Genomic DNA, 11,784 nt, shown 5'->3' with positions numbered 1-11,784 from the left:
TTGGGGGCGGCAATGCGTAAGCTGATCCATATCGCTTACGGGGTCCTCAAGACGCAAACCGAATATCGGCCACAAACCGCCTGATGGGGCATTTGTGGCCGGTTAGGAGAGATGGTATCTAGCCGTCGGCCCTCACGGAGGTGCTGGGCATGACCATCAGCGCCAGGGCCTCCAGGGTACCGGGGTCCTGCTCACGGATTCGATTGGCGATGCTGCGCTGGAAGAAGTAGACCATCCTGTGGCGGCTTCGCCCCGGATAGAGGCAGGCATCGCCGGGTAGGATCGGGGTGGTCTCGATGAGCGACTCATCGGCCAGCAGAGCTTCCACGTTACCGTCGCTGTACAGACGCCAGCCGAACACTTGCTTCAGCTGCCAGGGGCGATCGTCATCATCGATGCAAAGGGCGTGGGTGCCTTGAGTATCGGGAATCTGCTGGATGAGGGTGATGTCGCGCGTCTCTTCGTAATCGAAGTAGGCGGCGGCGTGTTCCAGCTCACAGGCCTTGTGAGGTGGGGGGTATTCGAGCAGCTCTTCGGTTTCGGGATCGCGATAGCCGACGAAACGGCCGTGTTCCGCATCGTCGAGCTGATGGCAGGAGGTCAACGTCTCCATCCAGGGCACCAGGCCCACGACATCGCCATCTTCACGCAGACCCCAGGCCAGAATGGGCATGCCGTAGAGGGAGTCAGGGTCCGAGGCCAGGCTGTAGACCATTTCAAGGCCGTCCAGCTCGGGGGAGAGGCGCACCAGGCGTCGCTTGGCCTGGAGCTTCTGGCGCATCGTTTCCAGGTCGATGACCCGGGCAGGGCGGGGTGACAGTGTCATACCCATGTTCCTCCCTCCAGATTCTGCATGGGCCGAGCGGCAAGGTCACGGCTACGGCAAGGCTGACGGGATCGACTCCTACCTTCTCGCAATCACCAATATCACAGAGTTGGCATCCAAGTTAAGCCTGTCGGCACCTTTTTCGTGCAGGCCCGGGGTTCACGTGCATCGCCTGGCCAGGGCCTGCCAATGCTGCAGATGCTCGTTGCGTGCCTGGCGCAGGGCAGGCAGGGGGGCCTCGGGGTTCTCCAGCGAGAGCCAGGCATGGCGATAGTCATCGACCGCTTCGGGCGGGGGAACATGGCTTGCGAACAGGCCGTCGATCGCTTCGAGCCAGCGCGTCGCCAGGCTCTCCAACCGGTCCAGCCAGGCGAATGCCGCCATGTCGGCCATCTCTTCGCTCAGCACATCGACAGGAGAGGCAAGCGCGGTACAACCACGCTGCGACCGGAGATTGGCGGCAAGCAGCTCGTTCGCTTCGGTCAGGCGTCTTTCGGCAAGCACCAGGGCGCGCAGCAGTTCGGCGGTCAGGGGACGGCTGCGCAGTGAGTTGAGGTGGTTCTCCAGCGTACTCGACTGATGCTGCCATTCGGGATTGAACTGATTGAGGGTGGCTTGATGCAGCCAGGAGAGGGCTTCGAATTGCGCCTCGATGCCGCGCGTATCGTCCGGTGCCAGGGGGGAACTGGCGCGGGAGAAGCTGCGCACCCACTCTTCGGAATCGAACAGGCTGTTCCAGCTCACCTTTGGCAACTGCTCGGTCTTGATCAGCGTGAGCCGTTCGAGGCGCTCGCGGTTGGCGTTCGACAAGCTGTCAGGCACGTCGCTGTGCCAGCAGGCATGCAGGCGTCGCCACAGTTCCAGTTCGTATATCCATTGCTGACTGGGCGGTGCCACGCGCCCGAGCTGGTTATTGCGTGCGGCGACCAACTGGGTGATATGGCATTCGCGCAAGGCATAGACGTTGAGCATGCCCTCGCGGGTTTCGGCAACCTCGAAGAGGCGCTCATCGCGTTCGGGAAAGGCGCCAATGTTGGGTGGCGCCGTCCTATCCGGCGCCGGCTGTCCCAGGGCTTCGGCGAGCGCTCTCTGGTACTCGATGAGCTTGGCATCACCCTGCTCAGCGCTGCCGCAGCCTGCCATCAGCCCTGCCATCATGCCGGCCGTCAGATGGCGTTTCGCTTCAGTCCAGCGGTATCTCCTGCTTGCCATGCGCGACTCCCTTGGCCCTGCGCCGCAGCCGCTCGCCGAGCAGCAGCGCCGCCACGGTGAGCCCTGCGATCAGGCCGATCCAGTAGCCATGCACCCCCAGCGGTTCGTTCCAGCCAGGCAGGCCTCGGGTACCCAGCCAGTGGCCGCCGGCCAGCCCCACCGCCCAGTAGGCGAACAGGGTGATGACCATGACGATTCGGGTGTCCTTGTAGCCCCTCAGGGCGCCGGCTAGGTTGACCTGCAGTGAGTCGGACACCTGATAGAGCATGGCCAGCAGAACCAGCGACAGGGCCAGGCGTTGCACGGCCGTATCGTGAGTGTAGAGGGCCATGACCGGCTCTGCCGTGAACCACAGCAAGGCGCTGTTGAGCAGTGCGATCAGCACCGAGACCAGTATGCCGTTCCAGGCCACCATGCGTGCCCGTTCGAGTTTGCCCTGGCCCAGGATGTTGCCGACCCTGACGGTCAGCGCCATGCTCAGGGCCAGCGGCAGCATGAACAGGATCGAGGTGTAGTTCAACGCGACCTGGTGTGCCGCCACCGTCACTTCACCCAGGCTGGCGATGAACAGCGAGATCAGTGTGAACAATGTCACCTCGACGAAGATCGCCACGCCGATGGGCACACCCACGTAGAGCAGCTCGCCGATCAGACGCAAGCGGGGCGGGGTGGGCGAGTGCCACAGCGAGACGTTGCCGTAGGCCCGCGAGCGTCGCGTGTAGGCGATCATGGTCAGGCACATGACCCACATGGAGAGGGCTGTGGCGATACCGCAGCCCAGCGCGCCCAGCGCCGGCAGGCCTTGCATCCAACCGGGCAGCCAGTCGCCGAAAAGCGCCGTGAGCCCGTCGCCGCCGTAGATCAGCACGTAGTTGCTGGGAATGTTCACCCCGAGCCCTACCAGGCTGATCCACAGCGAGGGGCGGGTGTGGTTCATGCCGTCGGAGAAGGCACGCAGTGCCTGGAACAGCGCGACCCCCGGCATGCCGAAAGCCACGGCCGAGAGATAGGCTGCCGAGCGGCGTGCCACCTCCGGGGGAACGTCCATTACACGGAAGATCGGCATCACCGTGAACCACAGCAGCAGGGCCGCCACCACGCCCAGGGCGAGGGCCACCCACAGCGCCTGATGCACGCTGGGGCGGATGCGCTCCGTGGTGCCGGCGCCGAGCAGTTGGGCGACGATGGGCGTCAGCCCCATCAAGGTGCCGGTCATGAATAGCATCAGCGGCAGCCACAGACTGGAGCCCACCGAGACTGCGGCCAGGTCGGTGGCGCTGAGCCGCCCCGTCATCATCACGTCGGCCACACTCATGCCGGCCTGGGCCAACTGGGCGCCACAGATGGGCAGGGCAAGACGCATCAACGGCCGCGTTTCCGTGCGGCTGACGCCTAGCAGGTTGGAGAAGAACGTTGCCAAGGCAGAAGGCTCCATGCGTGTCGAAAGCCTGACCAATGCGTCAGGAGAACCGAATATGTTAGCAATATCCGGTGAATTTCGCTGCGTGGTCGACTCGCCTATACTGTCCCGCCGCTCAGCCACACAGGAAGCCAGCGTGACGCATCGCCTCGAGGACGTGATCGCCCTGTTCGACGGGCTCTTCCGGGATAGCTTCGACACCCGCCTGCTGCGTGGCGGCGACGAGCCGCTCTATCTGCCTGCCGATACGGACTGCCCCTGGCACCGGGTCATCTTCGCTCGCGGCTTCTATGCCAGCGCCCTGCACGAGATCAGCCACTGGTGCATCGCCGGCGAGCGGCGCCGCCAGTTGGAGGACTACGGCTACTGGTACCTGCCCGATGGTCGTGATGCCGAGCAGCAGCGCCGCTTCGAGGCGGCGGAAGTGGCGCCTCAGGCGTTGGAAATGCTCTTTTCACGTGCCTGTGGGCTGCGCTTTCACGTTAGCGTCGACAACCTGGGCGGAGACACGGACGTCGACCGTGACGCCTTCGCGGCCCGTGTCACGGCCCGCGCGGCGCGCTACGAGCGTGAGGGGTTCCCCGCCCGGGCGGCGGCCTTTCATGCCGCGCTGCAGGCCTTCTACCAGCAGGGGCTCTCTCTCGAGAGTGCCGTTGCCAGCGGCCTCGATGTCCTGGCTCAGGCAGTACCGGCTGACTCCCACGCCTGCCTGCCGAGCTGAAGCAGCGGCTCGAGAGCGGGCATGGCCTGCCGCGCCGGATAAGCCACGCCGACGGTCTGGCGAATGTCGAGGCCGCTGAGAGGCCGGCACTGCACGTCCGGATGGATGAGGATTTCCGGCCAGGCCGGTACCAGCGAAGCACCGACGCCGGCCGCTACCAGCCCCAGGGTGTATTCGATGGTGCGCAGGCGCGCACGAACCTGACAGCGTACGCCGCCATCGCTCAACGCCGACGCCAACTGTTCCATGGCGGCACAGGGCTGTCGCCAGATGAACGGAAGACCGTCGAGGTCGCTCAGCGATACGGACCCCTTCAAGCCCAGAGGATGGCCGCCGGGCAGCGCCAGCAGATAGCTGTCGTGCCAGATGGGTTGAAATGCCTCGCCAGCTGCCAGGTCCTGTTCGCCGATGATGCGGGCGTCGCAGCGCTCCTCGGGATTGACCAGGGTCAGCGCCAGGTTGTCGCCCTGACCGATGTACTCCTTGAGCAGTGCCGTCATGCGGTTGGCCCCGAGCGAGCGCATCAGGCCCAGGCGTACCGGCGTTGCGGGCGCCGGCGTGCGGAACAGACGGTCGATGGCGTTGAGGTCTTCGCTGACCTGACGCGCCAGCGGGTAGAGCCGGTGGCCCTCCTCGGTCGGCGTTATACCGCGCCGATGACGCTCGAACAGTAGCGTGCCCAGGCGCTCTTCCAGTTGCACCAGCGCCGTCGAGATCGAGGGTTGCGCCACGTGGCAGCGTCGGGCGGCGGCGCTGATCGAGCCGCCCTCATAGGCGGCAATGAAGTAGCGCAGGCTGCGAACATCCATAGGTGGGGCCTATATCTGGGGCAGGATATCGATATTATCTCTTTGTCTGCCGGGCGCGCTAGGCTAGAGACATCTACCCTCCTTGCCTGGAGCCAGCATGGTGCTCGAACCCCTACCCCAAGAGCAGCGTTTCTTCACCGCCCTGCGCAGCGGCGACTGGCCGACACCGGATCGCGACTGGTCGCTAGAGGAGGTCGGGCTCTCTGCGGCGGATCTAGCCGAGCTGTTCGAAACCCAACTGATGAGTCGCCACCTGGACCTGCATGCCCGGCGCCTGCAGGCCCGCGGCGAAGCCTTCTACACCATCGGCAGCGCCGGTCACGAGGGCAATGCCGCCATCGCCCGCGCCTTTCGCGCTACCGATCCTGCCTTTCTGCACTATCGCGACGCGGCTTTTCTGATCCAGCGCAGTCGCGGTGTGCCGGGGCAGACGCCGCTGTGGGATCTGCTGCTGAGCTTCGCCGCCTCGGCGGATGACCCGATCTCCGGCGGGCGGCACAAGGTACTGGGCTCGAAATCGCTGCATGTCCCACCCCAGACCAGCACCATCGCCTCGCACCTACCCAAGGCCGTGGGGGCCGCCTACAGCTTCGGGCTGTGGCGGCGGCTGGGCGGTGTCGGCGAGTGGCCGGCCGACGGTGTGGCGATCTGTAGCTTCGGCGACGCCTCGTTCAACCACTCCACCGCCCAGGGCGCGCTCAACGCTGCCGGCTGGGCCGCCTACCAGGGGGCACCGCTGCCGCTGGTGATGGTATGCGAGGACAACGGCATCGGCATCTCCACGCCCACGCCCAACGGCTGGATCGAGGCCAGCATGCGCTCGCGCCCCGGCTTTCACTACCTGGCCTGCGACGGACTCGACCTGCTCGATACCTGGCGAGCGGCGAGGGAAGCCGAACGCATCGCCCGGCTTCGCAAGCAGCCGGTATTCCTGCACATGCGCTGCGTGCGGCTCTACGGCCATGCCGGCTCCGACGCGCAGCAGGCCTACCTCTCTCCCACGCGGATCAAGTCCGACGAGGCCCGCGACCCGCTGCTGGTCACGGCGGGGCTTCTCGAACGCCACGGCGTGCTCGGGCGCGATGCCATCGCCGCGCTCTACCGCTCGGTGGCCGAGCGGGTCGCGCATGTCGCCGAGGAGGCGATCTGTCGGCCCAAACTGGAGACGGCCGCTCAGGTCATGGCCAGCATCGTGCCGCCGCCGCGGGCTGGCCGTGAACGGCCATGGCAGGGTGAGGTGGAGCCCACGCCGGCGCCCATGGCCAAGCTGCTGAATCAAGCGCTTGCCCGTCTGATGGAGAGCCATCCGCATCTGGTGATGGCGGGCGAGGACATCGGCCGCAAGGGCGGCGTCTATGGCGTCACCCAGCGTCTGCAGGCCCAGTTCGGGCCGCATCGGGTGATCGACACCCTGCTTGACGAGCAGAGCATCCTCGGGCTCGGCATCGGGCTGGGGCAGAACGGCCTGGTACCGATTCTCGAGATCCAGTTCCTGGCTTACCTGCACAACGCCGAGGATCAGCTGCGCGGCGAGGCGGCCACGCTCAGCTTCTTCTCCAACGGCCAGTACACCAACCCCATGGTGGTGCGTATCGCCGGGCTCGGCTACCAGAAGGGCTTCGGCGGCCACTTCCACAACGACAACGCCATTGCCGTGCTGCGCGACATCCCCGGCCTGCTGGTGGCCTGCCCGTCGAACGCCGCCGATGCCGTGGGCCTGCTGCAGGAGGCGGTGCGCCTGGCCGACGAGGAGCAGCGGGTAGTGGTGGTGATCGAGCCCATCGCGCTCTACCACACCCGCGACCTGCATGAAGAGGGCGATCAGCAGTGGTGCTTCGCCGACCCCGGGCCCGGGCATCGCCTGGTGCAAGGGGTGCTCGGCCAGTGGGGCGAGGGGAGCGAACTCGCCATCGTCACCTACGGCAACGGGGTTTACCTCTCGCGTCAGGCTGCGGCAAGGCTGGAGGCCCAGGGCGTGCGCCTGCGCATCGTCGACCTGCGCTGGCTCACCGCCATCGACCATGATGCCGTGTACCGCCACGTCGCCGAGTGCGACCAGGTGCTGGTGGTGGACGAGTGCCGGCGCAGCGGCTCACTCAGCGAGGAGCTGATCACCGCGCTGGTGGAGCGCGGCATGTCGAGCGGCAGGCTGCACCGGTTGACCGCCGAGGATAGCTTCATCCCGCTGGGTCGGGCGGCCACGGTCACGCTGCCTTCGGTGGCGGCGATCGTCGAGCAAGCGCTGCGCCTTGCCGCTCCCGGAGCGAAGGATGGAGCAATGACAAAGACACCAGGCAAGGCGACGGCAGGGAGCGACAACCCATGAGCCAACGGCACGCTAAAGAACCCCGGAACGGTGGCCGTGAACGGCTGCTGATCGTGTGCCCCGGCCGCGGCACCTACAACGCCGCCGAATGGGGCACCCTCAATCGACTGGCAGGCGGCAGCGAGTGGCTGGCACGCTTCGACGCCATGCGCCGTGAAGCCGGCATGCCGACGCTCACGGAACTGGACGGTGAAACACCCTTTCGCCAGAGCCTGCACGGGCGCGGCGAACATGCCGCACCGCTGATCTATGCCTGTGCCTGGGCCGATCTGCTGGCCATCGATCGCGAGCGTTACGAGGTGGTGGCGGTAACCGGCAACTCCATGGGCTGGTACATCGCCCTGGCTGCGGCAGGCGCCCTGGGGCCCGATGAAGCGCTGCACCTGATCGGCAGCATGGGGTTACGCATGCAAGAGACCCTGGCCGGAGGGCAGGTCATCTACCCCTGGGTCGACGAGGAGTGGCGGCCGGACTGGACACTGCGCCGGGAGCTGCTTGGGCTGATTGAGCGTATCCACGGCCGGGGCGAGGCGGAGCTCCATCTCTCCATCGACCTGGGCGGCATGCTGGTCTTCGGCGGCAACGAAGCGGGGCTGGCGCGCCTGAGCGAGGCGCTGCCGCCCCGCGAGCGGTTTCCGCTGCGGCTGCATCAGCACGCCGCCTTTCATACGCCGCTGCAGGAGGGGGTGAAGCACGAGGCGCGCCGCGAGTTGGCGAGCCTGCCGCTGCGCTCACCCGAGGTGCCGATGATCGACGGCCGCGGCCATGTCTGGACGCCCTGGAGCACCGACCCGCAGGCGCTATGGGATTACACCCTGGGCGAACAGTTGGTCGCGCCCTACGACTTCACGGCGGCGATCCGGGTCGGCGTGAGGGAGTTCGCGCCGGATCGCATCGTGATTCCCGGCCCGGGGGCGACCCTGGGCGGGGCCACGGCCCAGGCGCTGATTCAGCTCGGCTGGCAGGGCTGGAGCGACAAGAGCGATTTCCAACGGCTTCAAGGCGAGGAGCCGCGGCTGGTCTGCATGGGCATTGCCGAGCAGCGCGAGTGGCTGCTGGCTCGGCGGGAGTCACTCACTGCCTAGGCGCTCGTGTAGGCGCAGCATCACTTCCACTTCGTGTTCGGGCCGCATTGGCTCGAGCCCCATCTCGCTGAACAGCTCGTTGCGTGCGCGGCTCCATTCGCCGGCCGAGAGTGCGGGATAGAGGCTGTCGGCCGGTGCCAGTTCGACGAAGGGGTCGATGCCGTAGGTATCGAACAGCCTGGCCAGGGCGGCTTCATCGCCGCTGACGCCGGCGGTGAACAGGGTGGCGTTGAAGTGGTCGTTCTCCAGCTCCCGAATCACGTCGAGCGGGCTAGCGCCGAAGCTGTGCAGCTCCTCCAGGCTGTAGCCGTTGAGCTCGTTGAACTCGTCATCGAGCCAGTCGTCGTCGGGCTGGATCAGGGTGTGCTTGATCCTGCCGTCGGTCAGTACCCAGGCAATGGCCAGGGGCAGATCGCTATCGGCGCCGGTTTCCACGGCGATGAATCCGGGTATGTCGGCCATGCTACGACTCCTGTGGGGGGCGGCCATTGTCCTGGGGTTCGCCGTTCAAGGGAAGGCGAAAGAAGCGTCTTGCCGTCTCGCTGGTCGCCCGAGCCAGCTCGGCTTCGTCGTTGCCGCGCCAGTGGGCGATCTCGCGCACGATCCACGGCAGCAGGGCAGGCTCATTGCGCCTGCCCTTGAGTTTGGCAGGTAAATCGCGCGGCAGCAGGTAGGGGCAGTCGGTTTCCACCATCAGGCGCTCGAGGGGGATCTCCTTCACCAGTTCGCGCAGGTGATGGCCGCGGCGCTCGTCGCAGATCCAGCCTGTCAGGCCGATATGCAGGTCCAGATCGAGATAGCCGTGCAGGGTGTCGCGGTCGGCGGTGAAGCAGTGCACCACGGCATCGGCGATGTCGTCGCGCCATGCCTTGAGCATTTCCCGCATGCGCCGGCCGGCATCGCGCTCGTGGATGAACAGCGGCTTGCCGCTCTCCGCCGCCAGGCCCAGTTGCGCCTCGAAGGCGTGCTCCTGCTCCGCCGGGGTGGAGAAATTGCGGTTGAAGTCGAGGCCGCACTCGCCCACGGCCACCACCTCGGGGCGACGGTGCAGCTCGGCCATGCCCGCTGCCAGCTCGGCATCCCAACGGCTGGCATCGTGGGGGTGCACGCCGGCGGTGGCGTACAAGCCCGGGAAGCGCTGCGCCAGCGCCACGGCCTGCTCGGCGTGAGCGAGATCGGTGCCGGTCACGATCAGCGTCGTGACGTTGGCGGCTCGTGCACGCTGCAGTACCGCTTCGAAATCCCGGTCGAAGCTGTCATGGGTCAGGTTGGCGCCGATGTCCACCAGCGGGGCGGGCGAGCGAAAGCGCAGCGCCTCGGGCAGGAAGTCGTCGAAAGTGGCGTGGCTGTGGGACAAGGTACCGCTCCATTGCTCGTTCACGAGGCATTGTAACCAAAGCCACGGCAGGCCAGCCATGCGTTACACTAGCCGCCTCGATGAACGATGAGGTGAGCGCGTGACCCTGCTACGTCTGGAAAGCCTGCAACTGGCCTATGGTACCCATGTGCTGCTCAATGGCGCCGACCTGGTGCTGGAGAAAGGGGAGCGTCTGGCGCTGGTCGGGCGCAACGGTACCGGCAAGTCGACCCTGCTCAAGCTGGTGGCAGGGGAGATCCTGCCCGACGACGGCAGTATCTGGCGCGCGCCGGGACTGAAGATCGGCGTGCTGGAGCAGGACCTGCCTTCCGCTTCGGGGGAAACCATCTTCGACGTGGTGGCCCAGGGCCTGCCCCAGGCCGGCGAGCTGCTGGCCGAGTACCACCACCTGGTGCAGGCGGCCGAGCCCGACATGAAGCGCATGGCGACCCTGCAGAGCCGTCTCGAGGCCATCGACGGCTGGTCTTTTCATCAGCGCATCGACGTGGTGCTGACCCGGCTCGGGCTGCCTGCCGACGACCTGATGAGTGCTCTCTCCGGCGGCTGGCGCCGGCGCGTGGCGCTGGCCCGGGCGCTGGTCGCCGAGCCCGATCTGCTGCTGCTCGACGAGCCTACCAACCACCTGGACCTCGACACCATCGCCTGGCTCGAGGAGCAACTGCTCGATTTCAACGGTGCGGTGCTGTTCATCACCCACGACCGGGCCTTCCTGTCGAAGCTGGCCACGACCATTCTCGAACTCGATCGCGGTCGGCTGGGGCGCTATCCCGGGGATTACGCCAAGTACCAGCAGCAGAAAGCCCACGAGCTCGAGGTCGAGGCGCGGGAGAACGCCGAGTTCGACAAGAAGCTGGCCCAGGAGGAAGCCTGGATCCGCCAGGGCATCAAGGCACGGCGCACGCGCAACGAAGGCCGAGTGAGGGCGCTGGAGCAGCTGCGCCGTGAGCGCGGTCAGCGCCGTGAGGTGCAGGGCCGGGCCAGCTTCGGCATCGACAGTGGCGAGCGTAGCGGCAAGCGGGTGGTTGAACTCGTCGGCGTGACCCACCGATTCGGCGACGAGACGATCGTTCGCGACCTTTCGCTCGAGATCCAGCGCGGCGATCGCATCGGCCTGATCGGGCGCAACGGTGCCGGCAAGACCACGCTGCTCAAGATCCTGCTCGGTGAGCTCGAGCCCAGCGAAGGCACGGTAAAGCTTGGCACCAACATCAAGGTGGCCTACTTCGATCAGCTGCGGGCAGGCCTCGAGCCGGAGAAGAGCGTCTACGACAACGTTGCCCAGGGTAGCGACCGAATCACCGTGGGCGGCAAGGACAAGCACGTCATCAGCTATCTGCAGGACTTCCTGTTCACCCCGGAGCGGGCGCGCCAGCCGGTCAAGGCGCTCTCTGGCGGCGAGTCCAACCGACTGCTGTTGGCCAAACTGTTCACCCAGCCGGCCAACGTGTTGGTGCTCGACGAGCCGACCAACGATCTCGACGTCGAGACCCTGGAGCTGCTGGAGGAGTTGTTGCTCGACTTCGATGGCACCCTGCTGTTGGTCTCCCACGACCGCGCCTTCATGGACAACGTGGTGACCGGCGTGCTGGCCTTCGAGGGTGATGGCGTGGTGCGCGAATACGTGGGCGGCTACAGCGACTGGGTGCGCCAGGGCGGAAAACTGCCGCCGGCGCCATGGGAGGGGGCGGCACGCCAGCAGGTCGAGCCTACGGCCAAGCCGGTGGAGAAGGCGCCCGCCGGCCCGTCGCCCTCAGCGCCGGCGGCGAAGAAACCCGCCAAGCTCTCCTACAAGCTGCAGCGCGAGCTCGATGCGCTGCCGGCCGAGATCGAGCGGCTCGAGGCCGAGGTGGCGGAGTACGAAGCCAGGGTGGGCGCCCCGACGTTCTATCAGCAGGAGGCAGGGGTGGTGTCCGAGGTGCTGCAGGCGATGAGCGACAAGCAGGCCGAACTCGACGCCGCCATGGAGCGGTGGATGGAGCTTGAAGCCATGGCGGCAGGGGAGTAAGA

The 11,784-nt window shown here is 66.5% G+C and carries 10 protein-coding genes; 4 read left to right on the top strand and 6 right to left on the bottom strand.

Annotation, left to right across the window (positions count from 1 at the left end):
• Positions 1 to 118 precede the first annotated feature (118 nt).
• The 3 genes from HOP59_RS13710 to HOP59_RS13700 form a co-directional block, all read right to left on the bottom strand.
• Positions 119 to 832, bottom strand: coding sequence for a hypothetical protein (locus tag HOP59_RS13710; protein WP_234254294.1), 714 nt, complete (start codon positions 830 to 832; stop codon positions 119 to 121).
• A 153-nt stretch (positions 833 to 985) separates the two neighbouring features.
• Complete coding sequence (locus HOP59_RS13705) at positions 986 to 2,038, bottom strand: DUF3080 family protein (RefSeq protein ID WP_234254293.1); 1,053 nt, start codon at positions 2,036 to 2,038, stop codon at positions 986 to 988.
• A complete protein-coding gene (locus tag HOP59_RS13700) occupies positions 2,010 to 3,458 on the bottom strand; it encodes an MATE family efflux transporter (RefSeq protein ID WP_010627694.1) in 1,449 nt (482 codons plus the stop codon). Before HOP59_RS13700 ends, HOP59_RS13705 begins: the two co-directional genes overlap by 29 nt.
• A gap of 136 nt (positions 3,459 to 3,594) precedes the next feature.
• On the opposite strand from HOP59_RS13700, the gene HOP59_RS13695 reads away from it, so the two are divergent.
• On the top strand, positions 3,595 to 4,179 hold the full coding sequence (locus HOP59_RS13695) for an elongation factor P hydroxylase (protein ID WP_234254292.1): 585 nt from the start codon (positions 3,595 to 3,597) through the stop codon (positions 4,177 to 4,179).
• Here HOP59_RS13695 and HOP59_RS13690 read toward each other — a convergent pair.
• Positions 4,137 to 4,988, bottom strand: a complete 852-nt coding sequence (locus tag HOP59_RS13690) for a LysR family transcriptional regulator (protein WP_234254291.1) — start codon at positions 4,986 to 4,988, stop codon at positions 4,137 to 4,139. The two genes, HOP59_RS13695 and HOP59_RS13690, sit on opposite strands and share 43 nt — an antisense overlap.
• 97 nt (positions 4,989 to 5,085) lie before the next feature.
• Here HOP59_RS13690 and HOP59_RS13685 point away from each other — a divergent pair, with 97 nt between their 5' ends.
• Positions 5,086 to 7,314: a dehydrogenase E1 component subunit alpha/beta gene (locus tag HOP59_RS13685; RefSeq protein ID WP_234254290.1), complete on the top strand. Its 2,229-nt coding sequence runs from the start codon at positions 5,086 to 5,088 to the stop codon at positions 7,312 to 7,314.
• The gene (locus tag HOP59_RS13680) at positions 7,311 to 8,399 is read left to right on the top strand and encodes an ACP S-malonyltransferase (RefSeq protein ID WP_234254289.1); all 1,089 of its coding nucleotides are present in this window, start codon (positions 7,311 to 7,313) and stop codon (positions 8,397 to 8,399) included. The genes HOP59_RS13685 and HOP59_RS13680 overlap by 4 nt, the downstream gene beginning before the upstream one ends.
• Here HOP59_RS13680 and HOP59_RS13675 read toward each other — a convergent pair.
• Complete coding sequence (locus tag HOP59_RS13675; protein ID WP_010627699.1) at positions 8,385 to 8,861, bottom strand: hypothetical protein; 477 nt, start codon at positions 8,859 to 8,861, stop codon at positions 8,385 to 8,387. The genes HOP59_RS13680 and HOP59_RS13675 overlap by 15 nt on opposite strands.
• Before the next feature lies 1 nt (position 8,862).
• Complete coding sequence (locus tag HOP59_RS13670) at positions 8,863 to 9,756, bottom strand: TatD family hydrolase (protein ID WP_234254288.1); 894 nt, start codon at positions 9,754 to 9,756, stop codon at positions 8,863 to 8,865.
• 100 nt (positions 9,757 to 9,856) lie between these two features.
• On the opposite strand from HOP59_RS13670, the gene HOP59_RS13665 reads away from it, so the two are divergent.
• Positions 9,857 to 11,782: an ATP-binding cassette domain-containing protein gene (locus HOP59_RS13665; protein ID WP_234254287.1), complete on the top strand. Its 1,926-nt coding sequence runs from the start codon at positions 9,857 to 9,859 to the stop codon at positions 11,780 to 11,782.
• Positions 11,783 to 11,784: the final 2 nt, after the last annotated feature.

Source organism: Billgrantia aerodenitrificans (assembly GCF_021404405.1).
Classification (GTDB): Bacteria; Pseudomonadota; Gammaproteobacteria; order Pseudomonadales; family Halomonadaceae; genus Halomonas; species Halomonas aerodenitrificans.
The sequence above is the reverse complement of the archived record's forward strand: the minus strand, read 5'-3'. Positions and strand labels throughout refer to the sequence as shown.

Excerpts from the sequence above, each read along its gene's own strand:
- HOP59_RS13710 (WP_234254294.1), bottom strand. The coding sequence starts at position 832 with ATGGGTATGACACTGTCACCCCGCCCTGCCCGGGTCATCGACCTGGAA.
- HOP59_RS13705 (WP_234254293.1), bottom strand. The coding sequence starts at position 2,038 with ATGGCAAGCAGGAGATACCGCTGGACTGAAGCGAAACGCCATCTGACG.
- HOP59_RS13690 (WP_234254291.1), bottom strand. The coding sequence starts at position 4,988 with ATGGATGTTCGCAGCCTGCGCTACTTCATTGCCGCCTATGAGGGCGGC.
- HOP59_RS13685 (WP_234254290.1), top strand. The coding sequence starts at position 5,086 with ATGGTGCTCGAACCCCTACCCCAAGAGCAGCGTTTCTTCACCGCCCTG.
- HOP59_RS13680 (WP_234254289.1), top strand. The coding sequence starts at position 7,311 with ATGAGCCAACGGCACGCTAAAGAACCCCGGAACGGTGGCCGTGAACGG.
- HOP59_RS13675 (WP_010627699.1), bottom strand. The coding sequence starts at position 8,861 with ATGGCCGACATACCCGGATTCATCGCCGTGGAAACCGGCGCCGATAGC.